Annotated in this window: 18 protein-coding genes and 2 tRNA genes; 11 read left to right on the top strand and 9 right to left on the bottom strand. The window is 62.1% G+C overall.

All coding sequences use genetic code 11. The features are described from left to right. Window positions 1-242: 242 nt before the first annotated feature. Entirely contained in the window at window positions 243-785 is a 543-nt protein-coding gene (locus tag EWM57_RS08975) for a hypothetical protein (RefSeq protein ID WP_129920799.1), read from the bottom strand. Window positions 786-1107: 322 nt separating this feature from the next. Continuing rightward, window positions 1108-1998, bottom strand: coding sequence for a YicC/YloC family endoribonuclease (locus tag EWM57_RS08970; protein ID WP_129920798.1), 891 nt, complete (start codon window positions 1996-1998; stop codon window positions 1108-1110). 149 nt (window positions 1999-2147) lie between these two features. Here EWM57_RS08970 and EWM57_RS08965 point away from each other — a divergent pair, with 149 nt between their 5' ends. The 4 genes from EWM57_RS08965 (at window position 2148) to EWM57_RS08950 (ending at window position 9597) form a co-directional block, all read left to right on the top strand. Next, complete coding sequence (locus EWM57_RS08965) at window positions 2148-4970, top strand: TonB-dependent receptor (protein WP_165370461.1); 2823 nt, start codon at window positions 2148-2150, stop codon at window positions 4968-4970. Between the two features lie 186 nt (window positions 4971-5156). Continuing rightward, window positions 5157-6860: a T9SS type A sorting domain-containing protein gene (locus tag EWM57_RS08960; protein ID WP_129920796.1), complete on the top strand. Its 1704-nt coding sequence runs from the start codon at window positions 5157-5159 to the stop codon at window positions 6858-6860. A 263-nt stretch (window positions 6861-7123) separates the two neighbouring features. Then, on the top strand, window positions 7124-8338 hold the full coding sequence (locus EWM57_RS08955) for a glycosyltransferase (protein WP_129920795.1): 1215 nt from the start codon (window positions 7124-7126) through the stop codon (window positions 8336-8338). Next, a complete protein-coding gene (locus tag EWM57_RS08950; protein WP_129920794.1) occupies window positions 8335-9597 on the top strand; it encodes a lipopolysaccharide biosynthesis protein in 1263 nt (420 codons plus the stop codon). The genes EWM57_RS08955 and EWM57_RS08950 overlap by 4 nt, the downstream gene beginning before the upstream one ends. A gap of 3 nt (window positions 9598-9600) precedes the next feature. On the opposite strand, the gene EWM57_RS08945 is transcribed toward EWM57_RS08950, so the two are convergent. Next, complete coding sequence (locus tag EWM57_RS08945) at window positions 9601-10416, bottom strand: class I SAM-dependent methyltransferase (RefSeq protein ID WP_165370460.1); 816 nt, start codon at window positions 10414-10416, stop codon at window positions 9601-9603. A 115-nt stretch (window positions 10417-10531) separates the two neighbouring features. Beyond that, window positions 10532-11530, bottom strand: coding sequence for an AAA family ATPase (locus EWM57_RS08940; RefSeq protein WP_129920792.1), 999 nt, complete (start codon window positions 11528-11530; stop codon window positions 10532-10534). Window positions 11531-11695: 165 nt separating this feature from the next. On the opposite strand from EWM57_RS08940, the gene xrtX reads away from it, so the two are divergent. Continuing rightward, a complete protein-coding gene (gene xrtX, locus EWM57_RS08935; RefSeq protein ID WP_129920791.1) occupies window positions 11696-12253 on the top strand; it encodes an exosortase X in 558 nt (185 codons plus the stop codon). Continuing rightward, the gene (locus tag EWM57_RS08930; protein WP_129920790.1) at window positions 12246-12764 is read left to right on the top strand and encodes an XrtX-associated membrane protein; all 519 of its coding nucleotides are present in this window, start codon (window positions 12246-12248) and stop codon (window positions 12762-12764) included. Before xrtX ends, EWM57_RS08930 begins: the two co-directional genes overlap by 8 nt. On the opposite strand, the gene EWM57_RS08925 is transcribed toward EWM57_RS08930, so the two are convergent. From EWM57_RS08925 to EWM57_RS08915, 3 genes are all read right to left on the bottom strand, one after another. Beyond that, a complete protein-coding gene (locus EWM57_RS08925; protein WP_207218288.1) occupies window positions 12709-14304 on the bottom strand; it encodes a hypothetical protein in 1596 nt (531 codons plus the stop codon). The two genes, EWM57_RS08930 and EWM57_RS08925, sit on opposite strands and share 56 nt — an antisense overlap. Window positions 14305-14427: 123 nt before the next feature. Beyond that, window positions 14428-14513: transfer RNA gene (locus EWM57_RS08920), tRNA-Leu, on the bottom strand. 110 nt (window positions 14514-14623) lie between these two features. Further along, the gene (locus EWM57_RS08915) at window positions 14624-16162 is read right to left on the bottom strand and encodes a sensor histidine kinase (RefSeq protein ID WP_242510026.1); all 1539 of its coding nucleotides are present in this window, start codon (window positions 16160-16162) and stop codon (window positions 14624-14626) included. A 233-nt stretch (window positions 16163-16395) separates the two neighbouring features. On the opposite strand from EWM57_RS08915, the gene EWM57_RS08910 reads away from it, so the two are divergent. Further along, a complete protein-coding gene (locus EWM57_RS08910; RefSeq protein WP_129920806.1) occupies window positions 16396-16797 on the top strand; it encodes a response regulator in 402 nt (133 codons plus the stop codon). 58 nt (window positions 16798-16855) lie between these two features. Here EWM57_RS08910 and EWM57_RS08905 read toward each other — a convergent pair. Further along, window positions 16856-16931 (bottom strand) — tRNA-Gly (locus EWM57_RS08905). Between the two features lie 196 nt (window positions 16932-17127). Further along, window positions 17128-19836, bottom strand: coding sequence for a DNA mismatch repair protein MutS (mutS, locus tag EWM57_RS08900; protein ID WP_207218287.1), 2709 nt, complete (start codon window positions 19834-19836; stop codon window positions 17128-17130). A 218-nt stretch (window positions 19837-20054) separates the two neighbouring features. Between mutS and EWM57_RS08895 the strand changes: the two genes are divergently transcribed. The 4 genes from EWM57_RS08895 (at window position 20055) to EWM57_RS08880 (ending at window position 26873) form a co-directional block, all read left to right on the top strand. Further along, window positions 20055-20594, top strand: a complete 540-nt coding sequence (locus tag EWM57_RS08895; protein WP_129920789.1) for an RNA methyltransferase — start codon at window positions 20055-20057, stop codon at window positions 20592-20594. 452 nt (window positions 20595-21046) lie between these two features. Beyond that, entirely contained in the window at window positions 21047-22135 is a 1089-nt protein-coding gene (locus EWM57_RS08890; RefSeq protein WP_129920788.1) for an efflux RND transporter periplasmic adaptor subunit, read from the top strand. 111 nt (window positions 22136-22246) lie between these two features. Next, on the top strand, window positions 22247-25438 hold the full coding sequence (locus EWM57_RS08885) for an efflux RND transporter permease subunit (RefSeq protein ID WP_129920787.1): 3192 nt from the start codon (window positions 22247-22249) through the stop codon (window positions 25436-25438). Next, a complete protein-coding gene (locus EWM57_RS08880; protein ID WP_129920786.1) occupies window positions 25431-26873 on the top strand; it encodes a TolC family protein in 1443 nt (480 codons plus the stop codon). The genes EWM57_RS08885 and EWM57_RS08880 overlap by 8 nt, the downstream gene beginning before the upstream one ends. Window positions 26874-26905 lie beyond the last annotated feature (32 nt).

Here is a 26905-nt window from a genome sequence, read left to right as displayed (position 1 = left end):
TCCGGGGCGTGTTTCGGCTTACCACCCGGTTTCTGGATCAGCTGGCCACTCCCGCGGCAAAGCCCTAGCAGTGTCCTCATCATGCATTCCGGCACTACTGGTCCGACTTACCACACTCTACTATAAGGAGTGGGTAATTGGCACCATTCTGGGCTAAATGCAGCAAACCCAGAATCGTCGGCTCGGAAGCAGACAATTCTGGGTTTGTTATACGATTGGGAGAACTCCGAAGCGGATGGAGCTTAGCCGTTCGTCTTGAACGAGTTCATGATCTGCTTGGCAACCGTTTCCCACTCGGGCTTCTGACGGTCGGCGCAGGTGAAGTTGCACATCAGCAGCTTGCCTTCCACGTCGGTGAAGAACACCAGGTTGTAGACCTCGTGGCCGAGTTCGGGCTTCATCAGCTCCATGTAGCCAACCTTGCGGCCATTGACTTCCTTGACGCCTTTGTTGAACCACTTCGCCTCCTTGTACTGCTTCGAGTACATCTTGTAGAAGTTGTCGGCGTACATGTCAATCATGTCCTGGTCGGCCGTGTTGTCGGTGTAAGTGAAGGCGATGGTAGCCTCCTTGCTGTTGGTGTAGATAACGCTCGGGCGGCTCTGCGACTTCGCGTAGTTGAAGTCCATCTGCTGCTCGCTCATCACCTCGAAGCCCTTGGGAATCAGGATTTCGACACGCTCGCTCAACACGCGCTTCTTGATCATTTCGACCTCAGCGTAGGGGCGGAAGGCCATCAGCATCAGCGTCAGGCACAGAACAGGGGCGAGTAATGCTTTTTTCATAGTTGTAGGCTGAAAAAAGGTGGAATTCAAAGCTTGAAGAAGAAACCGAAAAGAAGAGGGCTTCTGTTCGGATAACACAATTTACGCACAAAAACTTAAACCGCAAGTATTTCCTAGAGAAATAATTCACGGGCAATATACTCTAAACCCAAAACCAGGCTTTAAGAGCATTCTAAGCCATTTACGCAGCTCAGCAGCGTTTGGATTGAGTTGAAAAAAAATCTTCCGACATCAATCCATTATTGGCATACTGCTATACCAAAATTTATATCAAAAGTTCAATTTTTCAGTTTTGGCGGGCTGATTTGCCGAACAGTTGGACTCAGAGAATATTGTTGATTTGCTCCTTAATCTTCTCCAACTCCTCCTTCATCCCGACCACCAGGTGCTGGACCGTGGAGTCGTTGGCTTTGGAACCTATCGTGTTGATTTCCCGACCAATTTCCTGCGAAATAAACGCTAATTTCTTTCCGCTGTACTCGGGCAAACCGACCGTTTCGTTGAAGTACTGTAAATGGCTGCCCAACCGGACTTTTTCCTCGGCGATATCCAGTTTTTCAATATAGTACAAAATCTCCTGCTCGAAGCGGATGGGGTTGAAGTGCTCGTTGGCGGAAATCTCCGCTAAGTGCATTTGCAGCCGCAGCCGCACCTGCTCGATGCGCATCGGGTCGTAGCGCTCCACCTCCGTGAGCTGGGCGCGAATCCGCTCCACGTAGCCCAGAATTTCGGCCGTCAGGGTTTGGCCTTCGTCGCGGCGGAACTGATTGACGCGCTCCAGGGCCTCGTGCACTAAGGGCAGCAGCTCGTCCCAGCTTACTTCCTCCTCTTCCTCCACGGCTTCGGCGGTGGGCGCCTGCAGCACCCCGGGCAGGTTTAGGGCCAGGGCAAACAGCTGGTCTTTGGGCGCGCCGACCAGCTCGGCAGCCTTTTCCAGCTCAGCGTAAGCAGCCAGCAGCGTTTCCTGGTTGAGGACCACGCCGAGCCGGGCGGCGCTACGCGGGCGCGTGAAGTCGAAGGTGAGGTTCACCTTACCCCGCACCAGCGTCTTGGTCACCAGGTTGCGGATTTCCAGCTCCCGGTCCTGCAGAAAACGGGGCAGCCGCAAACTCAGGTCCAGGGTCTTGGAGTTGAGGGATTTCACCTCGACGGTGGCGGCGTAATGGTCGGTTTCGCGGCGGGCAATGCCGTAGCCGGTCATGGATTGGAGCATAGTCGGAAGAAGACAAAAGGGCCGCAAAAGTAACGGTTTAGTTCAGAACATGAGCTACTTACCCAGTGGATAACATAAGCATAATGCTGCCGCAATATTCGGATAACAGGGTGCGGGTAGCTTTGCAAAACGTTTCAAACCACTGGTCTATGCGTCGCTCTGCTCTACTATTTTTCTTCCTAACCCTGAGTCACTTACTTCTGGCCCAGCAGGGCAGCATCGGCGGTAAGGTAACGGATAAAAAGACGGGCGAGGGCGTCATCGGCGCCACGGTGCTGGTGCCGGGCACGACCCAGGCCGCCCCGGTCGACGTGGACGGCAGCTACGAGCTGAAGCTGGCACCGGGCACCTACAACATCACGATGACCTACATCGGCTATAAGCCCCTGAACTTCTCGAGCATCGTGGTGACGGCCGACGCCAAAACCACCCTGAACGGGGTGATGGAGGAAAACGCCCAGAATCTGAAGGAAGTGGTGGTAACGGGCCAGAAGCAAACCGGCACCGAGGTAGCCATGATTCAGGACCTGAAAAAAAGCGAGGTCGTGGTCAGTGGCATGAGCAACGACCAGATTGTGAAAACCCTGGACCGCGACGCGGCCGAGGTCGTGAAGCGGATTCCCGGCGTCACGATTCAAAGCAACAACTTCATCGTGATTCGCGGGCTGGCTGAGCGCTACAACACGGTGCTGCTCAACGACGCGCTGACGCCCTCGGCGGAAGTCGACACCCGCTCCTTCTCCTTCGATATTCTGCCTTCCTCGGTTATCGACCGGGTGCTGATTTTTAAATCGGGGGCCCCGGAGCTGCCCGGCGAAATGGGCGGGGGCGTGGTGAAAGTCTATACCAAGAACAGCGTGCTGGACAAGTCGGGCACGCTGTCGGTATCAGGCTGGGCCCGCAGCAACACGACCATGCAGGGCGGCTTCCAGCAAACCGACCACAGCGGCACCGACTGGCTGGGCTTCGACAACGGGCAGCGGACCCTGCCGGGCAGCGCCCCCAAGTTTATCGACAAAAACCTCTCTGGGGAGCCGCTGCAGCAAGTAGGCCAGGGCCTGCGCAACGAGTGGACCCCGCGCCTGACCACGGCCCGGCCCGACCTGCGCCTGTCGCTGGGCCTGAACAACCGCTTTGAAATCGGGCAGGTGTATCTGAGCAACGTCACGTCGCTGTCGTACTCGAACACCCGGGAGCAGTACGACATTGAGCGCAACCGCTACCAGTACTTCGACCCCAACACCCGGATTGCCCTGCCCCAGCGCTTGTACAGCGACCTGAAGTCGGTGACCGGCACGCGCCTGGGCGTGATTCACAACTGGCAGGTACGCCTCAACGACCACCACCGGCTCGAATTCCGCAACTTCCTCAACCAGTACGGTACCGACGAAGTGGTGCGCCGCCGGGGCATCTCCTACGAGCAGGGCGGGCCCGGCGACGGGGTGGAAGTCGATAACTACGCGTTGCACTACCAGAGCCGCACCATTTACTCGGGCCAGCTCCAGGGTACCCACGAAGTAGGCCCCAAGCGCAACTCGACCCTGACCTGGTCGGGGGGCTACAACTACGTGTTCCGCGACGAGCCTGACTACCGCCGCTTCCGCTCGGTGCGCAGCGAGGGCGACACCGGCCCCTACAAGGTGGTGGTGACCAACAACGGCACCCAGTACGACGCCTCGCGCTACTATTCGGACCTGAAGGAAAACACCTACATGGCCAGCGGGCAGTGGGAGCAGCGCTTCACGGGCCGCGACACGACGATGCTCAATCAGTACAAGCTGCGGCTGGGCTTCTACGCCGAAAACAAGAAGCGCGACTTCAACAGCCGCTACTTCTCCTACATCCGCGGGGCCAACAACGTGTTTGACCGCACCCTGCTCAACCTGCCCATCGAGCAGATCTTCGACGCCAAGAACCTCGGCCCGAACGGCTTCCGCTTGCAGGAAGGCACCGCGCCCGAGGACAGCTACTCGGCCGAAAACAACCTGGTGGCCGCCTACCTGAGCGGCGTAGCCCCGATTTCAGACAAATTCAGCGTGTCGGGCGGGCTGCGGGTGGAATACAACCGCAAGGCCCTCAAGCCCGGCAACAACGCCGACTACGAGGAGAAGCGTACTATTCCGCTGCCCTCCTTTAATGCCACCTACAACTTCAACCAGCGCAGCCTGCTGCGCCTGGCCGGCAGCGTGACGGTAAACCGCCCCGAGTTCCGGGAAGTAGCCAACTACGTGTACTACGACTTCGCCAACGACTTCTACATCCGCGGCAACGACTCGCTCAAGACGGCCACCATCTACAACGCCGACCTGCGCTACGAGTTCTACCCCAGCCGCTCGGAGCTGATTTCGGTGGGCGTGTTCTACAAATCGTTCCGCGACGCCATTGAGCAAACCACCCAGACCACCGGCACCGACCTCTACCTGACCTACCAGAACGCCGACAAGGCCTACGACGTGGGCGTGGAACTCGAGGCCCGCAAGTCGTTCGTGGAGCTGTCGGAAAGCAAGTTTCTGCAGCGCATGTCGGTGGTGCTCAACGCCTCCTTTATCCGCAGCCGGGTACAGCTGGCCGACAACGCGGCCAACAACGGCTTTGCCCTCTCGAACCGGCCGCTGCAGGGCCAGTCGCCCTACGTGGTCAACACCGGCCTGTTTTACCAGGACGATGAGCACCGCCTGCAGGTCTCGGCCCAGTACAACATCATCGGCCCCCGCCTCACCTTCGTCGGCGACCTGGGCCTGAACTACTCGGTTATTGAGCTGCCCCGCAACGTGGTGGACTTAGCCGTAACCAAGGGCCTGGGCAAGCACTTCGACCTGCGCCTGGGTATTCAGGATTTGCTCAACCAGCGGGTGCGCCAGTACTACGACCTGGACCGCAACGGCAAGATCAACAAAGCCTACGAAACGGCCTCCTTTGCCAGCTTCCGCCGCGGCTCCTACTCCACGGCCGGACTCACCTACAAGTTCTAAGCTCCTCATCCAAAGCCCGGCCCAGCCGGGCTTTGGCTTTTTAGGGCCGGCCGCAGGCAATGATTTGGTAACGCGCCGGTAACCAATTCACAACCTGATTTGCCTGCATAAGCCCGTCCCGGCCCGGACCTTTGTCGCAGCAACTCACCCCGCACCTTTCCTTCGTCAACCTCTACCCTTGCCCTCATGAAAAAGCTCGTACTCTCCGCCTTTCTGGCAATGGCTACCGTCGCGGCGGCCACCTCGGGCGCCGTGGCCCAAACCCAGTGCCCCACTGCCCCGGCCGCCGTGGTAGTACCCGCCGGCAACATCTCGGCCAACACAACCTGGACCCGCAACAACATCTACCTGCTCAACGGCTTCGTGTACGTGCCCAGCGGCGTGACACTGACCATCGAGCCGGGCACCATCATTAAGGGGGATTTGGCCAACAAGGGCACCCTCATCATCCAGCGCGGGGGCAAGCTCATTGCCGACGGCACCGCGGCCCAGCCCATCGTCTTTACCTCCAACCAGCCCGCGGGCAGCCGCGCCGCCGGCGACTGGGGCGGGGTTATCGTCTGCGGCCGGGCTCCCCAGAACCAGCCCGGCGACCCCATCGTGGAAGGCGGCCCGGTGGCCAACTACGGCGGCACCGACCCGGCCGACAACTCCGGCATCATCCGCTACGTGCGCATTGAATACGCCGGCGTACCGTTGCAGCCCAACCAGGAAATCAACGGTCTGACCCTGGCCGCCGTCGGCAACGGCACCACCATCGACTACGTGCAGGTTTCCTACAGCGGCGACGACTCCTTCGAGTGGTTTGGCGGCACGGTGAATGCCAAGCACCTGATTGCCTTCCGCGGCACCGACGACGACTTCGACACCGACAACGGCTACTCGGGCCGCGTGCAGTTCGGCATCGGCCTGCGCGACCCGGCCGTAGCCGACGCCACCGCCACGGGCGCCTCCAACGCCTTCGAGAGTGACAACGACGCCAACGGCACCATCAACACGCCCCGCACTTCGGCCGTCTTCTCCAACATGAGCGTGCTGCTGCCCGGCCCGCTGAGCGCCGCCGCCGCCGAATACCGCCGCGGGGTGCACATCCGCCGCAACTCGGCCATCAGCCTGTTCAACAGCGTGGTGACCGGCTACCGCACCGGCGTGCTCGTGGACGGCACGCTCACCGAGGGCGCCCTGGCCGACGGTTCATCGGTATTCGCCAACAACGTGTTTGCCGATATTAACTCGGGCTCGACGTCGAGCTACTACAGCGTCAACTCGGGCAGCAGCTTCGACGTGAACGGCTACTTCAACGCCGCCAGCCGGGCCAACCAAACCTTTACCACGGTGGGCGCCCTGGGCCTGAACACCGATAACTTCGCCTTCAACGGCAACTGCGGCAACGCGGCCTGCGCCCCCACTTTCGCCCTGCCCGCCGCTTCGATTCTGAACAACGGCGGCGTGTTTACGGATGCCAAGCTCTCGGGCAGCGGCAGCGGCGTGAACGGCGCCTTCACGGCCGTGTCCTACCGCGGGGCCTTCGGTGCCACCAACTGGGCCGCCGGCTGGACCAACTTCGCGCCCCAGACCACCTGCTACAACCGCCCCAGCTTCACGCTGGCCACCAAACCCGCCGCTACCGGCCAGCTCCAGAGCCTGAGCGTATCGCCTAACCCCACCGCCGGCGCCGCCCTGCTTTCCTTCGAGCTCAAGCAGGCCGACGTAGCCACGGTGCGCGTGGTGGATGCCCTGGGCCGGAAGGTTGCCGTTATCGAAGCCGGTCGCCTCAGCGCCGGCCCCCAGCAGCTGAGTTTGCCCGCCGAGCTGCAAAACGGCGTGTACCTGGCCACCGTCACGACCAGCGAAACCAGCCAGACGGTGCGCTTCGTGGTAGCCAAATAGCGCAAGCATTACAGTTACCGGGTGAATCATTAGCGAATTAGCTGTGCGAATGAAGCCTGCCTCCACTCCGGGGGCAGGCTTTTTCGTGGGGCCCCGCCCACCTTTTTGTCACCAACCGCGGCTCCGAGGTGCGACGTTGCACCTTTCGAGCCGCGTCCCCGCACCTTTTCACCGAAACCTCGCGGCTCGCAGCCGCAATCTTGCCCGGGGCCCGTCCTTGGATGTTGCCGCCAGCCCCGCAAAACCCGTAGCTTGCGCCCGATATGAAGCTGCCCCGCGTGCTGATGCTGCCCAAGTGGTACCCCAACCGCTACGACGACCAGGACGGGGACTTCGTGGCCCGACACGTGGCCGCCATTGCTCCCCACGCCGAGGTGGCCGTGCTCTTCGCCGCCGTGGCCCGGGGGCCTATCAGCAGCTGGACTGACTGCGAAGCCGACCTCGACGGCCCCATCCCGACCCTGCGCTACTACTACCGCGCCCGGCCCACCGGCCTGACTCCGCTCGACAAGCTGCTCAAGCTGGGGCTGTACTTCTGGTGCCTCAGCCAGGGCTACCGCCGGCTGAAACGGCACTGGGGCGGCCCGCCCCAGCTCACCCACGTGCACGTGCTGCTGCGCACGGGCCTGTTTGCCGCCTGGCTGAAGCTCACCCGGGGTGTTTCCTACCTCGTCACCGAGCACTGGACCCTGTATCTACCCCCGAATGCGCCCCGCATCGGCGGGCTGCGGCGCCGGCTTAGCGCCTGGGTCGTGCGGGGCGCCGCGGCCTTGCACACCGTGTCGGTAAATCTGGCCGAGGCCATGCGGGCGCTGGGAATGCAGAACCCGCACTCGGTGGTGATTCCCAACGTGGTGGACACGGAGCTGTTTCAGCCCGCGGCCCGGCCGCCCGAGCCCCGCACCCTGCTGCACGTGGCGGCGTTCAACGAGGAAGCCAAAAACCTGAGCGGCATTCTGCGGGTGGTGGCCCGCCTGGCCCCCGAGTGGCCGGGGCTGAGCCTGCGCATTGCCGGCTATGGTCCCCGGGAAGCCGAGCTGCGCCAGCTGGCCACCGACCTGAACCTGCTCAACCGCCACGTGTTCTTTCTGGGTAAGCTTAGTCCGGCTCAGGTGGCGGCCGAAATGCGGCGGGCGGCGGCCTTTGTGCTGTTCAGCAATTACGAGAACCTGCCCTGCGTGCTCATCGAGGCCCAGGCCAGCGGCCTGCCCGCCGTGGCTACGGCCGTGGGCGGGGTGGCCGAGCTGCTGCCCGCCGACAACTCCCGGGGCTACCTGATTCCGGCCCGGGATGAGCACGCCCTGCACCAGGCCCTGGAACAGCTACTGCGCCACCCGGGCCAGTTCGACAAAAACCAGCTGCGCCACTATGCCGTGACTCACTTCAGCTACGCCCAGGTGGGCCGGCAGTTTGCCGACCTCTACGCCACGGTGCTGCCCGGTTCGGCGGTTAGCTCTTCTCCCCGACCGGCCCGATGATTCGCCGCATCCTGCACAACTTCGCCACCCGCCTGGTTACGGCCCTGCTCAGCTTCGGCATCGTGTGGCTGACGGCCCGCTACCTGGGCGCCGCCGGCCGCGGCGACGTGAGTTTGTTCGTGACGGACTGCGCAGCCCTGCTGCTGTTCATCGGCTTGCTGGGCGGCTCGTCCCTGATTTACCTGGCCCCCGGCCGCAGCCTGTGGCACCTGCTGGTGCCGGCCTACGCCTGGGCCACGCTGGTGTGCCTGGCGGGCACGGCGGCCGTGGGGCTGCTGCGCAACGTGCCCCCCGAATACCTCGGCCACCTGCTGGCGCTGTCGTTGCTGCAGGCCTACTTTTCCATCAACACCTCATTGCTGCTGGGGCGCAAGCGGGAAGCGGCCTACAACATCCTGACCGGGTTGCAGGTGGCGCTACTGGCCGGCGGACTGCTGCTGGCTTTCGTGGGGCTGCGCTGGTGGGTGGTGCCGGTGTATTACTACGCGGCTTACCTAGCCTACGGGCTGCCCACGTTGCTGAGCCTAGGTTTGCTGCTGCGCCTGCCCGACCAGTGGCACAGCGGCCGGGGCCTGGGCGCCACGGCCCGGGAGCTGGCCCGCCATAGCCGCGGGGCCCACTTTTCCAATATTCTGGCTTTTGCCAACTACCGGCTCAGCTACTATTTCGTGGCGCACTACGCCGATGCCCGGGCCGTGGGCGTGCTCAGCGTGGGCGTGGCCCTGGCCGAAGCCATCTGGCTGATTCCGCGCAGCACGGCCCTGATTCAGTACGTCGACCTGGTGCACGCCACCGACAAGCACGCCCAGATTGAGCCCACCCTGCGGGTAGCCCGCCTCACGCTGCTGACTACCGTGCTAGCCGTGCTGACCTTGTGCGCCCTGCCCCCGGCGGTGCTCACGGCCGTGTTCGGGCCGGAGTTCGGGGCCGCCCGACCCGTAATATTGCTGCTGGCCCCGGGCGTGGCCGCCATTGCCGTCAACGTTATCTGCAGCACCTACTTTGCCGGCGTGGGCCGCTACCGGGTCAACAACCTGGCAACGACCGTGGGCCTGCTCGTGACGATTCCGGCCTGCTGGCTGCTGATTCCGAGCTTCGGCATCCGGGGCGCGGCCGTAGCGACGACGCTTTCCTACGTGGTTTCAACGGGCTTTCTGCTGCGGCAATTCTGCCAGGCCACCGGGGCCCGCCTCCCCGCCTTTCTGCCCCGCAAAGCCGACCTCGGCTACGCCCGCAGCCTGCTCAAAAAAGCCGCGTAGTTTCTACGGTACCTGCCGCAGCGTCACCTCAAACCAGTGCGCCGGGTCGGCCAGCGGGTCGGAGGGCTGGGTGGGCAGGGGCCGGGGCGAGTACAGCGCGCAGAGCGTATTCTCGACCTGCACCAGCTGCCCCGGGGCCGCGGCGGGCAGCCCCTCCACGATACCGGCCAGCACTTCCCAGCGCGGCTGCCCCGGCTGCCGGCTGGCGTCGTGCCACACCACCACGGTTTCGGGGCCCACCAGGTGCTCAAATACCCGGCGCGTATCGGTGCGCACGGCCTCGTAACTATGGTCGCCGTCGATAAAAATCACGTCGAACTGCTGCCCCAGCCCGGCCAGATCAAACGTGGCGGAGTTACCGTGCAGGTGGGTCACGTTGGGCAGAGGCTGGGAAAAGAACCCGTGCAGGCCGATGTATCGCTCCGGAAGGCCCAGCGCGCGCATTTCTTCCACTGACAGGTTCAGCGTGTGCACTGAAGCCGCCACGGCCGCCACGTTGGCCGCGCTTTCCCCCCGCCAAGTCCCAATTTCGAAGTAGCGGGCCCGGGGCACGCGCCGGGCCAAGGCGCGGAGCAGTAGCAGGTCGGTGGGCAACGAGCCGCCCTCCCGGAAGGCAAACGGCCGCACGGTGGTGTCATCGGCGCTCAGAAACGTCTGCAGCGGCACCAGCGGCAGCCCCTGGGCCGTGAGCGGCCACTTAGACTGGGCCCGGGCCCGCTGCTGCCAGCCCGGCTCATCGGCGGCCAGCACCACGTTCAGCAGCCAGGGGTTGCGCACCAACGACGCCAGCCCGCGCAGCGTTTTAGAGATCTTAGACACGGAAGGTGAAATTGTGAAGTGGTGAAATGGGGAGTTGTCGTTCAATCCGCGCCGGGGCGCCGGGGGCGCAAGCAAAACGACAACTCACCATTTCACAAGTTCACCACCTCACCACTTAGCTAATCGGGACTTTGCGCAGGATGGCGTCGATGAGGTCCTGGGTGCGGATGCCGTCGGCTTCGGCTTCGTAGTTGAGCAGGATGCGGTGGTTGAGCACGTCGCCGGCCACGTCCTTGATGTCTTCGGGCAGCACGTAGTCGCGCTCATCGAGGAAAGCCACGGCCTTGGCGGCGCGGTGCAGGGCAATGCTGGCCCGCGGGCTCACCCCAAACTGCACGTACTGCTGAAACTCGGGCAGGTCGTAGTCGGCGGGGCGGCGGGTGGCGAAGACCAGCTCGATGATGTACTTCTCCAGCGTTTCCGATATCTGCACCTGGTTGATCAGGTTGCGGATAGCGAAAATGTCGTCCTTGGTCAGCACCGGGCTCACCTCGCCCACGTAGCTCATGTTGGCCATGCGGCGCATCACCTCCAGCTCGTCGGTTTTCTTGAGGTAGTCGACGTACACCTTCATCATGAACCGGTCGACCTGGGCCTCCGGCAGCGGGTAGGTGCCCTCCTGCTCCACGGGGTTTTGAGTGGCCAGCACCAGGAAGGGCAAATCGAGCGGGTAGGTGGTTTCGCCGATGGTCACCTGCTTTTCCTGCATGGCTTCGAGCAGGGCGCTCTGCACCTTGGCCGGGGAGCGGTTGATTTCGTCGGCCAGCACCAGGTTGGCGAAGATGGGACCCTTCTTGACCTCGAATACCGACTGCCCCTGGTTGTAAATCATGGTGCCCACCAGGTCGGAAGGCAGCAGGTCGGGGGTGAACTGCACACGCTGAAAGTGCAGGTGCAGCACTTTAGACAGCGTACTGATGGTGAGCGTCTTGGCCAGGCCCGGCACGCCTTCGAGCAGGATGTGGCCGCCGGTAAAGAGCCCGATCAGCAGGCGGCCCACCATGTACTGCTGGCCCACCACCACCTTGCCGACTTCGGCGAATACCTGCTTGATTTTCTGCTGATAGTCCGGGGCCGGGGCCGGAGTAAAGGCTGCTGAGGGAGAATCGGACATACCCACTGGAAAAACCGAAGTGATAAGTCCAAAGGTAGAAAAAGGCCCGTGATGCCCCACCATCGGCGCTTCTTTGCCGGGCGGGCCAGCCGGCGCGCGTTTTTTCTGGTTGGACTAGGCCCGCCCCTCTTGGCCGGGCCCACCCAAACGGGTATCTTTCGGCTTATGCAAGCTCCCGCTATATCTACCGCGCCACCGCCCCCACTCCGTCGTTTTCTGGTATTAGCCGCCGTATTCGCCGCCGTCTGGTTTTTTGGCTACGAGCAGTGGCTGGCCATCGACGGGCGCCTCGATGCGGCCCTGTGCGCCAACATCACCTCGGCCAGCGCCGCCACCCTGCGCCTGCTGGGCCTGGATGCCCGCGTCGAGGCGGCCAGCCCCTACCTGCTGCTGCTCAACGAGCAGCCGGTGGTACGGGTCGGCAACCCCTGCAACGGGCTGGTGCTCTACGCGCTGTTTGCGGGCTTCGTGCTGGCGTTTCCCGGGCCCTGGCGGCGCAAGCTGTGGTTTATTCCCCTAGGTATCGCGCTGATTTACGTGCTCAACATCGTGCGCGTCGGGGCCCTGGCCATCAACCACCTCTACTACCACGAGTCGGTTGACTTCAACCACCACTACACGTTCACGTTTATCGTGTACGCCTGCATTTTCCTGCTCTGGATGCTCTGGGCCCGCCGCCTAGCCACGCCCGCCACCCCGGCCGCTTCCGCCGCGTATGCCTGAGCCCTGCCCTCGCCCCACCTTTCTGCCCCAGCCCTGGCGCGCTGCCGACCTGACGCGCTGGACTTTGGCCGCGCTACTGCTTGGGGCCCTGTTTGGCCTGGGCATGTACTCCGACGCCGTTTTTGCCGCCATCGACGCGGGCTGGGGAAGCTTGCTTCGCCTGCTGGGCATGGCTGGCCACGCGGCCACCATTCAGCAGGGCGTCAGCGGGCTGGTCACCAAGCGCAGTCTGGTGTCGGTGGGCACCTACTCGCTGCTTTACACGGCCTTGTGCTTGCTGCTGCTGGCGGTGGTACTCAACAGCGTCCGGCGCCTGCGCCAAGTGTTGCTGATCTACGGGGGCGTGTTTGCGGCCTGCGCGGTGCTGGTGCTAGTGGGGCTGGTGGCCGACGCGGCCTGGGCCTACAAGCTGGCCCGCCGCCTGATCGACTTTATCGTTTCGCCCCTGCCCGTGATTATTCTGGTGCCCCTGCTGCGCTGGTACCAGCCCCAGCCCCCAGTGCAGAGCTAGCGGGCTCGTCCTTTTTGTCGGGCTCGGTCATGGTGATGAGCACTTCGTAGTAGGGCCGGCCGGCGATGCGCGCCCGCAGCCAGCCGAAGAAGCTCAGCAGCTGCATGTCCTCGCGGTCATCGGGCAGGGCATGGGGCATCTGGTCGACGCGGGCCACAAACTCCGGCGTCTTTACCACGTCCGGGTTGTCGATGATTTCGCGCACCAGCTTCAGGTAGGTCAGCACGTGCTGGTAGGCAGTGGTGCCCTCCGCCACCCGCTCCTTCACGCTGCGCTCAATGGCCCGCACCCGGTTCAGGGCCAGGTCGTGGTTGCCCATTTCGAGCTGCACCAGCATCTCGCCCATGTTTTTCATGAACACCCACTCCAGGCCCATCTGCTGCTCGCACCACCGGTCGGTGCGCCCGATGCTCATCAGCATGCGGTTGGTTTTCTGAAACTGACCCTCGGCAAAAAAGTGGAAGCCCAACCCGAAACGGGCCGTCAGCTCGTCGCGGGGGCTCAGGCTCACCTCCCGGCCCTTGAGCAGGTCTTCGAGCAGCCGGATGCTGTCTTTGTTGCGGCGCAGAAAGGCGTAGTTGGCCGCCAGCAAAAACGTGTAGCGGGGATAGAAATCAGCGAAGTAGCTGCGCGGCTCAGCATACAGGATATCCTTAAGCTGGGCCAGGTAGCGGATGGACTCGTCGAAATGGCGGCTGCGGTACAGGCCGTGGGCAATCATGTAGAGCAACCCGAGCTGATAGTAGCGGTGGGCCGGGGTGAAGCCGTGGCGGCGCTCCATGAGGTGGTAGCAGCGGATGGCGAAGGGCGTAAACGACATAAAGTCGCCGCGGGCCAGCATGGCGCTGCGCGTGATGGCCAGCAGCCGGTACAGCAGCGACGGGCGGCGGGCAAAGGCTTCCTGCAGGTCATACTCGCGCAGCACCTCCTGGATAATGGCGTTGAAAGCGTCGCCGGCCCGGCCCCGCAGGCGGGCTTCGCGCAGGCGCCGCCGGATCAGGCTGTGGGCAATGCCGGCGCGCTCTTCCTCGTCGGCGGCCTTTTTATTCAGATTGCGGCGGCGGATGATGTCTTCCAGGTCTTCGGCGTGCTCACTGTCGGCCTGGGCAATCTGCAGGTTATACACCGTGTTGAGTAGTTCGTACTGCTCGTGAGCCGCCGCCAGCTTCTCCGCCTTGCGCAGGGCGCTCCAGGCCAAGCGCCCCACGCCGGCCTCAAACAGGTACTCGGCCAGGGTCAGCTGCCCCCGCACCGAGGAAGCTGCCGTCGGGTCTTGGTGCCGCTGGCGCAGCAGCAGAAAATCGGTGATGTGGCTCAGCAGGCGCTTGCGCAGGGCGTAGTAGGCCACCGGGTTGGGCTCATCGGGATACAGGCGCGGCAGCAGCTCGTCGGTCGTGTACTCGCGCTGCTGGAGCAGTAAATCGAACAGCCGCACGTCGAGGCGCCCTTTCTGGGCCTTGCCCTGGCGCTGGATAAAGCGGCCCAGGTCTTTGCGGTCGTCCGCGGAAAAGGAAAGCAGCGTGGTGCGTAAATCGTCCATCGAAGAGTAGCCGGATAAGGATAGGTCTTTTCAAAAATAGGCAAAACAACCCGCGCCACGAAGCATTCCGCCCGGCCGAAGCAAACAAAAAAAGGCCCCTGCCGCATGACGCGGCAGGGGCCTTGGTACCAGAGACGGGACTCGAACCCGTACGTCCGTGAAGACAAGGGATTTTAAGTCCCTCGTGGCTACCATTACACCACTCTGGCAGCTTTTTCGGGGCTGGGCCCGGCCAAAAAGAGCGGCAATTTGGGCACAATAACTGTAAAATCTCAATCGGCAGGCCATTATTTCCGCTGACCGGCGGCGGGCCATTTGGTTAGGGGCCTTGCCTTCGGGCCCCGGTCGGGCTGCTGGCTGCGGGCACCTTATCCGGGGCGGGGCCGGCGGGCAGCCACACCGCAAACTCGCTGAACTCGCCCGGCTCGGAGCTGACCGTGAGCGTGCCGCCGTGGCCTTTGGTGATGATATCGTAGCTCAAGGACAAGCCCAAGCCGGTGCCTTCGCCCGGCGGCTTGGTGGTGAAAAACGGGTGCATGATCTTGTCCAGAATGTCGGGGGCAATGCCGGTGCCGTTGTCGCGGATGCGGAGTACTACTCCGTTTTGGGCCCGTTGGGTGCTCACGGCCACGGCCGGCTTGTAGGCCGCGTCGCCGGGGCGCAGCGCCGCCTTTTTGCGGACGGCGTAAAAGGCGTTGCTGAACAGGTTGAGCAGAACCCGGCCCAGTTCTTCGGGCACCACCAGCACGGGGTCCAGGTGCTGGTTGAAGTCAGTGGTGAGGGTGGCGTTGAAGTCCTTGTACTTGGCCCGCAGGCCGTGGTAGGCCAGGCGCAGGTACTCGTCGGCCAGGGCGTTGAGGTCGGTGGGCTTTTTCTGGCCGCTGCTGGCCCGGGAGTGCTGGAGCATGTCCTTCACAATACGGCTGGCCCGGCCGGCGTGCTCGGCCACTTTCTGCTGACTTTGCTCGAGTTCGTGCAGCAGCTGAGTCACGGCGTGCCGGCCCGGCTCGGTGAGCGGCTCCGGCCCCAGCGCCTCGCGCAGCTCCTGCACCATCTCCCCGCTCACTTCCGAGAAGTTGCCCACAAAGTTGAGCGGGTTCTGGATTTCGTGGGCAATACCGGCCGTGAGGGCCCCCAGCGAAGCCAACTTTTCCTGCTGCACGAGCTGGGACTGGGTTTGGCGCAGATTCTCCAACGACTCCATTAGGGACTCATTCTGCCGGGTGAGCAGCTCCTCCTGCCGGAAATTTTCGGTGCGGAAGTAGTGCATCACAAAAAACAGCGTCATCAGAAACAGGGTGAAGTTCACGTGGTAGAAGTAGGTGCTGTCGGGCACGTACAGAAAGGGCTCCACCACGGTCATGGCGTAGCGCACTCCGAAATAGGCGGCCACGTTCACCCCGAACAAAACGGCAATCTTCCAGAAGTTGCGAAAGAACAGCATTGGCACAATGCTGTTGGAAATCAGGAAGTACTCCACGCCATCGTACTTGCGGGCCACGGCAATAAACGAGCACAGCAGCGTCACACTCAGCACGCTGTAGTAGGCGGCCGCGTCGTAGCGGTGGTAGTAGTTGAAAATCAGCGGCGGCAGATTCAGCACCACCCCGCCCAGGCAAATGCGGAACGTGAGCCAGTCGGGGGAATTGAAGAACACCAGCACGTAGCCGGCATAGATGCCGATGGTCACGCAGCTGATGCCGTTGAGCAGGTGCACCCGCTTGCGCTGCCAGACCGTGAGCGAAGGCTGCACGCCGTTGTTGATCAGGCGCTGCCACAGCGCGGCCAGGGGCATTAACCGCCGCCGCAGAAGGCCGGGGGCAGTGTTTTCCTTGACCGAAACCGACGGAGGGAGCATGGCGAAGATAACTCTGACCAAGACGAGCGGCGCTCCAACGGCTACTCCCCCGGGGTAGCGACGAGCTTCCTTGCTGGTGGTTCTACAACGGGGACAGACCAAACCAAGTGAGTAAGTATACTCAATTATTTGTAATTAATTCATATATATTAATAGTATCTTTATAGAGATTCCAGCCTCCGGGATGGGTCCTGCTGTTCGTACCAAAACGCTAGGTTCTAGCTTTCTATATGATGAACATTCTGGTTGTCGACGACGAAGCCGATGTGCGCCTGCTCTTTGAGCAGCGCTTCCGGCGCGAAATCCGCGAGGAAACCCTTTCGTTTGCCTTCGCCTTCTCCGGGCAGGAAGCCCTGGCTTACCTGCAGCACCCCGCCACCGACGCGGAAGTGGGCCTAGTGCTCTCTGATATCAACATGCCCGGCATGAGCGGCCTGGAACTGCTGCGCCAAATCAAGCACGACCACCCCGAGCCGCCGCCCCTGGTGATGATGATAACGGCCTACGGCGACGCGGAAAGCTACACTACGGCCCTCAAGCTCGGCGCCGATGACTTCCTTTCTAAACCCCTGGACTTTGCCGCCCTCAAGCAGAAGCTGCTCCCGCTGAGTGCCTCCATGACGGCCCACGCCTAGCTGGCGCTACGAATCAAGGGAACAAAAAAAGACCCTGCCGGTGGGGCAGGGTCTTTTTTGGAGCGGGAGACGAGGTTCGAACTCGCGACCTCGACCTTGGCAAGGTCGCGCTCTACCAACTGAGCTACTCTCGCTTGAGGTAAGCCACCGTTGTTGCGATGGCTAATGGTGCGACAAAGGTAAGAACGATTTTGGTAGAGTCAAGGACTGGGGTAAAAAAAACGCGGTGAATTTTACCCCAAAACCGCTTCTCCCTCATTTTCAGGCAGATTATTTTTCGACCGCCGCAAGTTATTCCTCATTTAAGAGTCGTCACTTTTTTATACCCCCCTACCCTTTGCTGGCCAAGACGAGCTTGAGCTCGTTGAGCTTGAGCAAGGCCTCAATCGGGGTGAGCGTGTTCACGTCGAGCTGCTGGAGCAGGTCCCGGACGCGTTCCATGGTAGGGTCGGCGGGCTCGAACATGCTGAGCTGCAGGCTGGGGCGCGGGGCGGTGGCCACGGCCGCGGCGGGCTGGGCCTTGGGGGTGCGGCCGTTGCTTTTCGGCGCCTCATTTTCTAGGCCAGCCAGCACGTCGTCGAACTCGGTGGCGGCTTCCTCGGTGTTGGTGCGCTCCTGCTCGAGGTGGTGCATGATTTCGTTGGCCCGCAGCACTACCGAGGTGGGCATGCCGGCCATGCGGGCCACGTGGATGCCGAAGCTGTGCTCGGAACCGCCTTCCACCAGCTTGCGCATGAACAGGATGCGGCCGTCGGCCTCGCGCACGGCCACGTTGTAGTTGCGCACCCGCTCGCAGTCGTCGGCCAGCTGGTTGAGCTCGTGGTAGTGAGTGGCGAAAAGGGTCTTGGCCCGGGCCTTGGGGAAGTTGTGCAGGTGCTCGACGATGGCCCAGGCGATGCTGATGCCGTCGTAGGTGCTGGTGCCGCGCCCGATTTCGTCCATCAGCACCAGGCTCCTATCCGACAGGTTATTCAGGATGCTGGCCGTTTCGGTCATCTCCACCATGAAGGTGCTTTCGCCCTTGCTGAGGTTGTCCGAAGCGCCCACGCGAGTGAAGATCTTGTCGATGACGCCGATGGTGGCCGCGTCGGCGGGCACGAAGGAGCCGATCTGGGCCAGCAGCACGATGAGGGCCGTCTGGCGCAGCAGGGCCGATTTGCCGGCCATGTTGGGGCCGGTGATAATGACAATCTGCTGGTCGTCCTGGTCGAGGCGGATGTCGTTGGGAATGTAGGATTCGCCGGGCGGCAGCTGCCGCTCAATGACGGGGTGGCGGCCGGCGCGGATGTCGAGCAGGGTCGAGTCGTTCACCACGGGCTTCACGTAGCGGTGCTGGCGGGCGGTGGCGGCGAAGGAGGCCAAGCAGTCGAGCACGGCCACGGCGCGGGCATTCTGCTGGATGCGGGGCACAAACTCCAGGGCCGACAAGACCAGCTCATTGTAGAGGTTCTGCTCGATGACGAACAGGCGGTCCTCGGCGTGCAGAATTTTCTCCTCGTAGGTCTTGAGCTCCTCGGTGATGTAGCGCTCCGCATTCACCAGGGTCTGCTTCCGAATCCAGGTGGCGGGCACCTTGTCCTTGTGGGAGTTGGTGACTTCGAGGTAGTAGCCGAACACCTTATTGTAGGCCACCTTGAGCGAGGAAATGCCGGTGTTCTGGATTTCGCGCTGCTGGAGCTGAAACAGATAGTCCTTGCCTGAGAAGGCAATGCCGCGCAACTCGTCCAGCTCCGCGTCGATGCCGTCGTTGAGCACCCCGCCCTGATTGGTGAGCACGCCGGCATCGGGGCGGATTTTGACTTTGATTTCTTCGCGCAGGGCCTCGCAAGGGTTGAGCTGGTCGGCCAGCTTTTCCAGGGCTTTCATCCCCGAGGCGGCCAGCAGCTCCCGGATGGGCCCGATGGCGTCGAGGGCGCGGCTGAGCTGGAGCAGCTCCCGCGGATTGATGCGGCGCACGGCTACCTTGGAAATCAGGCGCTCCAAATCGTTGATCTGGCGCAGGTGCTGACTGATTTCACCGAGCAAATCGGGGTTGTCGAGCAAACCTTCCACCGTGTCGAGTCGGCGCTGAATCTGGATGGGCTCCTTGAGCGGCAGCACCACCCACTTGCGCAGCAGGCGGGCGCCCATGGGCGTCACGGTCTGATCCAGGATATCAATCAGGGGCACACCGCCCAGGTGCTGGGGCTGGACCAGCTCGAGGTTGCGGACGGTGAACCGGTCGAGCCAGACGTACTTGTCTTCCTCCAGGCGGGCAATGTTGGCAATGTGACCGACCTCATCGTGTTTGGTTTCGGCCAGGTAGTGCAGGATGCAGCCGGCGGCGGTAATGCCCTCGCGCAGGTTGTCGATGCCGTAGCCCTTGAGCGAGGTGGTCTTGAAGTGGCGGGTGAGCGTGTCGTGGGCGTAGTCGAAGCCGAAAACCCATTCATCCAGCGCATAGTGGCAGAAATCGGGGCCGAAATGTCCCTCGAACTGCTGGCGGCTCTGCTTGCAGAACAATACCTCGGCGGGGGCAAAATTCTGGAGCAGCTTGCCCAAGTACTCAATGTCGCCCTGGGCCACCAGAAACTCGCCGGTGCTGATGTCCAGAAAGCTGATGCCGGCCTCCGTCTTACCGAAGTGCACGGCGGCCAGGTAGTTGTTGCTCTTGCGCTCCAGCACGTTGTCGTGGAAGGACACGCCGGGCGTGACCAGCTCCGTGACCCCGCGCTTGACGAGGCCCTTGGCCTGCTTGGGGTCTTCGAGCTGGTCGCAGATGGCCACCCGCTGCCCGGCCCGCACCAGCTTGGGCAGGTAGGTATCGAGGGAGTGGTGGGGAAAGCCGGCCAGGGCCACTTCGGAGGAGGTACCCGCGCCGCGCTTGGTCAGCACGATATCCACGATGCGGGCCGTCGTCACGGCATCCTCGCCGAAGGTTTCGTAGAAGTCGCCCACCCGGAACAGCAGCAGCGCGCCGGGGTACTGCTGCTTGAGCTGGTAGTACTGCTTCATCAGCGGCGTGTCAATCACTGGGGCGGGACCGGCGGAGCCATGCATCGGAACAGCTTTTTTAGCAGGGGCAGCGGTACTGGATTTCACGGGGCGGCAATAGTAGCGCGAACTTTGTGGTTCGCGTGAATGGAGACGTAGGGAATAAAGTCGGTCAGCCGGAAGAGGGCGACGCGGGGACGCGAACTGCAAAGTTCGCGCTACTGGCTTTAACCCCCAATGTCGCCCGGCGCGTTCCTACCTTTGGGCAAAATAGCCCGAAAGCAATGCGCAAACGAACGATGGAAGAGCTGAACCGGCTCTCGGTGACGGACTTCAAAAGTACGGATAAATTCCCCTTGACCCTCGTGCTCGACAACGTGCGCAGCCTGCATAACGTGGGCGCCGCCTTCCGCACCGCCGACGCGTTTGCCATCGAGAAAATCTGGCTTTGCGGCATCACCGGGCGCCCACCCCAGCGCGAAATCACCAAAACGGCCCTGGGCAGCACCGAGTCGGTGCAGTGGGAATACGCGCCTACCACGGTGGAAGCCCTGCTCCAGCTCAAGGCGGCGGGCTACCGGCTGGTGGCCGTGGAGCTGACCGACGTGAGCCAGGATCTGACCACCTTCCAGCCCCTGCCAGGCCAGCCCTACGCCCTGATCATGGGCAACGAGGTGTTTGGCGTGGATGACGAGGTGCTGGCCCTCTGCGACGCGGCGGTGGAAATTCCGCAGTTTGGCACCAAGCATTCCCTGAACGTGAGCGTGGCGGCCGGCGTGGTGCTCTGGGACTTTATCAGCAAGCTCCTGGCCGTCCGGCCCTAGCCCTTTCCTGCCGCCCCGAAAAGGCCCGGCCCCGCAACGAATCTGTTGCGGGGCCGGGTCTTTTTGCGGGGTATGCCAACCGGCTTGAGGAGCCGGGAGCGGGCGGCGCAAATACTACTTTTCCGGGTTGATAGTCAGGCCCGAACGGCGGCCGAAAGCGGAGTTGGCGGGTAGTTTTTTTAGCAGGAATTCAAGCTTACTTCATTTTAGCTTCATGCCACCGGGGCTTGCTTTGTGCCGTCAACCCACGACACAAGCTGCTCAGCCTTTGCTCCTCCCACCCTCGATGCTGCCTTCCGGGCCTGTTTGGCCCCGGCTTCCCAAGCCGGCCACCCGGAGCTTGGTGCCCGCGGAGCCCTGCTTCCACCCCGCTGATTCGCCCCGGCAGCCCACTCCCCGAATTTAAATTCTCCAATACACCCCAATTGCCTGTCATGTTACCTAAGGCCCTGATGAAAAGAACGTTCCTGCTTCTGAGCTGCGGCGCGCTGTGCTACGCTGCCAGCAGCTGCAAGGAGGAGCAAAAGCCCGTCGAAGAACAGATCAAGCTCGTGGCCACCAGCCCGCTGCTCAAGGACACGACCATTACCAAGGAGTACGTGGCCCAGATTCACTCCTTCCAGCGCATCGAGCTGCGGGCCCTGGAGAAAGGCTACCTGGAAAAGATTTTCGTGGACGAGGGACAGCGCGTGCAGCAGGGCCAGACCATGTTTCAGATCAAGCCGACCGTGTACCAGGCCGAGCTGAAGAAAACCCAGGCCGAGGCGCACTACGTGGGGCTGGAGTACCAGAACACCAAGAAGCTGGCCGACAAAAACATCGTGTCGGGCAGTGAGCTGGCCCTGGCCCAGGCCAAGTACGACAAGGCCAACGCCGAAGTGTCCCTGGCCCAGACTCACCTGCAGTTCACGACCGTGAAAGCGCCCTTTAGCGGCATCATGGACCACTTCCAGGCCCGGCTGGGCTCCCTCGTCGACGAGGGCGACCTGCTGACCACGCTCTCGGACAACAGCAAGATGTGGGTGTACTACAACGTGCCGGAGGCGGAGTACCTCTCGTATAAGCAGCACGCCAAAACCAGTGACAGCGCCCAGAAAGTGAAGCTGCGCATGGCCAACAACGAGGTGTTTGACCAGCCCGGCGTGGTGCAGACCATTGAGGCCGACTTCAACAACGAAACCGGCAACATCGCCTTCCGGGCCACTTTCCCCAACCCCGACGGCCTGCTGCGCAACGGCGAAACCGGCTCGGTGCTGATGACCGTGCCGCTCAAAGGCGCCCTGATTATCCCGCAGAAAGCCACGTTTGAGGTGCTGGAGAAAAAGTACGTCTTCGTCGTCGACAAGAACAATGTGGTGCACCAGCAGGAAGTTGGCATTGCCTCCGAGATGCCTGACCTCTACGTCATCAAGTCCGGTATCAAGACCACCGACAAAATCCTGCTCGAGGGCCTGCGCAAAGTGAAGGACGGCGACAAGGTGGCCTACGACTTCCGGGCCCCGCAGACGGTCATTTCGCACCTGAAAGTCGACAGCGAGTAAGCAGTTGGTTGTCAGCAATGTGCTTGTTGCTAGTTGTCAGGCCAATCTGATAACGGCAGCAAGCACATTCCTGACAACTGACAACGAGCACCTGACAACGAACCCAAAGCTATGTTTAGTAAATTCATTCGCAGGCCAGTCTTTGCCATCGTCATTTCGATTGTCATCCTGCTCATGGGCGGGCTGGCCATCTTCCAGCTGCCCACCTCGCAGTTTCCCGAAATTTCGCCGCCCCTGGTCATGGTCAGCGCCTCCTACCCCGGCGCCAGTGCCAAGGTGCTCACCGAATCGGTGCTGATTCCGCTGGAGCAGGCCGTGAACGGCGTGCCGGGCATGAAATACATGACTTCCGACGCCGTGTCGGCCGGGGAGGCCAACATTCAGATTGTGTTCAACCTGGGCACCAACCCCGACCAGGCCGTAGTGAACGTGAACACCCGCATTGCGCAGGTCCTCAACCGTCTGCCGCTGATTGTGCAGCGCGAGGGCGTGATTGTAAACCGCGTGGTGCCCAACATGCTGATGTACGTGAACTTGTACTCGAAAGACAAGAACACGGACATGAAGTACCTGTTCAACTTCGCCGGCGTGAACATGATACCCGAGCTCCAGCGCCTGAGCGGCATCGGCCGGGCCAGCATCCTGGGCAGCCGGCAGTACGCCATGCGCGTGTGGCTGAAGCCCGACCGGATGCGCGCCTACAACATTTCCGTGGATGACGTAATGAAGGCCCTCGACGAGCAGAGCGTGATTGGCTCGCCGGGTCGTATCGGCCGCGCCGACGGTAAGAATGCCCAGTCCCTGGAGTACGTACTCAGCTACCAGGGCCGCTTCAACGACGTGGAGCAGTACAAAAACGTGATTCTGCGGGCCAACCCCAACGGGGAAAGCCTGCACCTGAAGGACGTGGCCAACGTGGAGCTGGGCTCGGAGTACTACGACATCTACTCCAACCTGAACCAGTACCCCTCGGCGGCCATCGTGCTCAAGCAGACCTACGGCTCGAATGCTTCGGACGTGATTAAAGAGGTGAAGGCCAAGCTGGAGGAGCTCAAGAAGACGAGCTTCCCCCCCGGCATGGACTACAAAATCACCTACGACGTGTCGAACTTCCTCGACGCCTCGATTGAAAACGTAATCCACACCCTGCGCGACGCCTTTATTCTGGTGGCGTTGGTCGTGTTCCTGTTTTTGGGCGACTGGCGCTCCACGCTGATTCCGGCCCTGGCCGTGCCCGTGTCCCTGGTGGGCTCGTTCGTGGCCATGCAGGCCTTCGGGCTCACCATCAACATGATTACCCTGTTTGCCCTGGTACTCTCCATCGGTATCGTGGTCGACAACGCCATTGTGGTGATTGAGGCCGTGCACGCCAAGATGGAGGAAAAGCACATGTCGCCCTACAACGCCGTGCGCGAAGTGGTGGGCGAAATCAGCGGGGCCATCATTGCCATTACCATCATGATGACGGCCGTATTTATTCCCGTGTCGTTCATGAGTGGCCCGGTGGGTATTTTCTACCGGCAGTTCTCGATTACCATGGCTACGGCCATCGTTATTTCGGGTCTGGTGGCGCTGACGCTGACGCCGGTGCTCTGCGCCATGATTCTGAAGAATCACCACGGCCAACCCAAGAAGCAAACGCCCATGCAGCGCTTCTTCGACTGGTTTAACCGCAGCTTCGACAAGCTCACCAACGCCTACGTGGGCTTGCTGCAGAAGATTGTCGCCAACCGCATCGTCACCTTCGTGATGCTGATTGCCTTCGGGCTGGGCATCTGGGCCATTACGGCCAAGCTGCCCGCCGGCTTTATCCCGAGTGAGGACCAGGGCCTGATCTACGCCATTGTGCAAACCCCGCCCGGCACCACGCTCGAACAGACCAACGCCGTGTCGAAGCGCCTGCGCGACTTGGCCAAGGACGTGCCCGGCGTCAACAACATCTCCACCCTGGCCGGCTACGAGGTACTCACCGAGGGCCGGGGCTCCAACGCCGGTACCTGTCTGATTGACCTCAAGCCGTGGTCGGAGCGTAAGGAGTCCATTGCCGACATCGTGGAGGAGCTCGAAAAACGGGCCAAGCAGATTCCCGGCGCGACCATCGAATTCTTCGAGCCGCCGGCAGTGCCGGGCTACGGCGCGGCGGGCGGCTTCCAGCTCCAGCTGCTCGACAAAACCAACTCCGGCGACTACAAGGCTCTGGAAAAGGTCAACAACGAGTTTATTGCCAAGCTCAAGAAGCGCAAGGAGCTGACTGGGGTTTTCACCTTCTTCTCGGCCAACTACCCCCAGTACGAGCTCAAGATTGACAACGAGCTGGCCATGCAGAAAGGGGTGAGCATCGGCAACGCCATGAACACGCTCAGCATCCTGGTGGGCTCGACTTACGAGCTGGGCTTTATCAAATACCAGCGCTTCTTCAAGGTGTTTGTGCAGGCTTCGCCCGAGTACCGCAAGCTGCCGGAAGATGTGCTGAACATGTGGGCCAAGAACGACAAGGGCGAGATGGTACCGTTTTCGGCCTTCATGAAAATCGTGAAGACCCAGGGGGCCAACGAAATTAACCGCTACAACATGTACACCACCGGCTCCATCCGGGGCGGGGCCGCACCGGGCTACAGCTCGGGCGAGGCCATCAAGGCAGTACAGGAAGTGGCCCAGGATCTGCCCCACGGCTACGGCATCGACTGGGGCGGCCTGTCGAAAGACGAAGTGAGCCGCGGCAACGAGTCGACCGTGATTTTCGCCATCGTGCTGCTGTTCGTGTACCTGGTGCTGGCGGCCCAGTACGAGAGCTTCCTGCTCCCGCTGGCCGTTATCTTCTCCCTGGTAGCGGGCGTGTTCGGGTCGTTCTTGTTCATCAAGATGTTTGGCCTGGCCAACGACATCTACGCCCAGGTAGGACTGGTTATGCTCGTGGGCCTGCTGGGTAAAAACGCGGTACTGATTGTCGAATTCGCGGCCCTCAAGCACGAAGAAGGCATGAGCGTGCGCGACGCGGCCATCGAAGGCGCCAAAGTACGTTTCCGCCCCATCCTGATGACGTCGTTCGCCTTTATTGCCGGCCTGATTCCGCTGGTGGTAGCCACCGGTGCCGGCGCCATCGGCAACCGCACCATCGGCTCCTCGGCCCTGGGCGGCATGCTGTTCGGTACCGTGTTCGGGGTCATCATCATCCCCGGCCTGTACTATTTCTTCGGCACCCTGGCCGGCAACAACAAGCTGATTCGGGACGAAAACGAGTCCCCCATTCTGGAAGGCGTAGAGCCCCGCGTATTAATTGAAGAGTCCGAGCCCTATGCGTAAGAAACGCCTGTATCAATGCCTGAGCGCCGCCAGCCTGGCCCTGGCCGTGGGCGCCTGCAAAACCCCGGAGCTGGTGGTCAAAAACGAGAGCCGCACCACCCCGGCCAGCTACCCTACCGCCACGGTCACCCCGGACAGCACCAACTCGGCGCGGGTGCAGTGGAAGCAGTTTTTCACCGACCCCGACCTCCAGGCCCTCGTCACGACGGCCCTGCAAAACAACCAGGAGCTGAACATCACCCTGCAGGAAATCGAAATTGCCCGCAACGAAGTCCGGGCCCGCGGGGGTGAGTACTTGCCCTTCGTGAGCCTGGGCGGCCGCGCCGACGTGGAAAAGGTGGGCCGCTACACCCTGCAGGGCGCCACCGAGGAGCAGGTCGACATCAAGGAAAACCGCCATACCCCCGACCCGCTCACCAACTTCCAGCTCGGCGCCTTTGCCACCTGGGAGGTCGACATCTGGCACAAGCTGCGCAACGCCAAAAAGGCCGCGGCCCTGCGCTACCTGGCCACGGTGGAAGGCAAAAACTTCATGGTGACCAACCTGGTGGCCGAAATTGCCAACTCCTACTACGAGCTGCTGGCCCTCGACAACCAGCTGGCCATTGTAAAGCAGAACATCGGCATCCAAACTAACGCCCTGGAGTTGGTGCGCCAGCAGAAGGAGGCCGCCCGCACCACCGAGCTGGCCGTGAAGCGCTTCGAGGCCCAGGTCCAGCACAGCCGCAGCCTGCAGTTCAAGCTCCAGCAGAGCATTGTGGAAACCGAGAACAAGCTCAACTTCCTGGCCGGCCGCTACCCCCAGCCGGTGGCCCGCAACGACGAGTCGTTCAATGAGCGGCTGCCCACAGCCATTGCGGCCGGCCTGCCCGCCCAGCTGCTGAGCAACCGCCCCGACATCCGGCAGGCCGAGCAGCAGCTAGCTGCCGCCAAGCTCGACGTGCAGGTGGCCCGCGCCAACTTCTACCCCTCCCTGCGCCTGACCGGCGGGGTGGGCCTGGCCGCCTTCAACCCGGCCCTGCTGGTGTCCTCGCCCGAGTCGATGCTCTACTCTTTGGGTGGCGACCTGGTGGCTCCGCTCTTCAACCGCAACGGCATCAAGGCCACGTACTACAGCGCCAACGCCGTGCAGACCCAGGCCGTGTACCGCTACCAGAAGACGGTGCTCAACGCCTACGTGGAAGTCACGAACCAGCTGGCCAGCATCAGCAACCTGGAGAAAAGCTACGACGCCAAAGCCAAGGAGGTCGCTGCCCTGAACCAGTCGGTGGACATTTCCAACAGCCTGTTCCGCTCGGCCCGGGCCGAGTACACCGAGGTTCTCTTCACCCAGCGCGAGGCCCTCGAGTCGAAGTTCGACCTGATTGAAACCCGAATGCAGCAGCTCAACGCCTCGGTGAACGTGTACCGGGCCCTGGGCGGGGGCGTGAACTAAACTGTTTCAGGCTTTTGCCTTAACCACTCAAC

The organism is Hymenobacter persicinus (assembly GCF_004167665.1).
GTDB lineage: Bacteria > Bacteroidota > Bacteroidia > Cytophagales > Hymenobacteraceae > Hymenobacter > Hymenobacter persicinus.
Note: the sequence above shows the minus strand (reverse complement) of the source record. Positions and strands in the feature narration are given on the sequence as shown.

What these genes read in the sequence shown, in the direction of transcription:
- EWM57_RS08975 (WP_129920799.1), bottom strand. Translation starts at nt 785, where the DNA reads ATGAAAAAAGCATTACTCGCCCCTGTTCTGTGCCTGACGCTGATGCTG.
- EWM57_RS08970 (WP_129920798.1), bottom strand. Translation starts at nt 1,998, where the DNA reads ATGCTCCAATCCATGACCGGCTACGGCATTGCCCGCCGCGAAACCGAC.
- EWM57_RS08965 (WP_165370461.1), top strand. Translation starts at nt 2,148, where the DNA reads ATGCGTCGCTCTGCTCTACTATTTTTCTTCCTAACCCTGAGTCACTTA.
- EWM57_RS08960 (WP_129920796.1), top strand. Translation starts at nt 5,157, where the DNA reads ATGAAAAAGCTCGTACTCTCCGCCTTTCTGGCAATGGCTACCGTCGCG.
- EWM57_RS08955 (WP_129920795.1), top strand. Translation starts at nt 7,124, where the DNA reads ATGAAGCTGCCCCGCGTGCTGATGCTGCCCAAGTGGTACCCCAACCGC.
- EWM57_RS08950 (WP_129920794.1), top strand. Translation starts at nt 8,335, where the DNA reads ATGATTCGCCGCATCCTGCACAACTTCGCCACCCGCCTGGTTACGGCC.
- EWM57_RS08940 (WP_129920792.1), bottom strand. Translation starts at nt 11,530, where the DNA reads ATGTCCGATTCTCCCTCAGCAGCCTTTACTCCGGCCCCGGCCCCGGAC.
- xrtX (WP_129920791.1), top strand. Translation starts at nt 11,696, where the DNA reads ATGCAAGCTCCCGCTATATCTACCGCGCCACCGCCCCCACTCCGTCGT.
- EWM57_RS08930 (WP_129920790.1), top strand. Translation starts at nt 12,246, where the DNA reads ATGCCTGAGCCCTGCCCTCGCCCCACCTTTCTGCCCCAGCCCTGGCGC.
- EWM57_RS08925 (WP_207218288.1), bottom strand. Translation starts at nt 14,304, where the DNA reads ATGGACGATTTACGCACCACGCTGCTTTCCTTTTCCGCGGACGACCGC.
- EWM57_RS08915 (WP_242510026.1), bottom strand. Translation starts at nt 16,162, where the DNA reads ATGCTCCCTCCGTCGGTTTCGGTCAAGGAAAACACTGCCCCCGGCCTT.
- EWM57_RS08910 (WP_129920806.1), top strand. Translation starts at nt 16,396, where the DNA reads ATGAACATTCTGGTTGTCGACGACGAAGCCGATGTGCGCCTGCTCTTT.
- mutS (WP_207218287.1), bottom strand. Translation starts at nt 19,836, where the DNA reads ATGCATGGCTCCGCCGGTCCCGCCCCAGTGATTGACACGCCGCTGATG.
- EWM57_RS08895 (WP_129920789.1), top strand. Translation starts at nt 20,055, where the DNA reads ATGCGCAAACGAACGATGGAAGAGCTGAACCGGCTCTCGGTGACGGAC.
- EWM57_RS08890 (WP_129920788.1), top strand. Translation starts at nt 21,047, where the DNA reads ATGAAAAGAACGTTCCTGCTTCTGAGCTGCGGCGCGCTGTGCTACGCT.
- EWM57_RS08885 (WP_129920787.1), top strand. Translation starts at nt 22,247, where the DNA reads ATGTTTAGTAAATTCATTCGCAGGCCAGTCTTTGCCATCGTCATTTCG.
- EWM57_RS08880 (WP_129920786.1), top strand. Translation starts at nt 25,431, where the DNA reads ATGCGTAAGAAACGCCTGTATCAATGCCTGAGCGCCGCCAGCCTGGCC.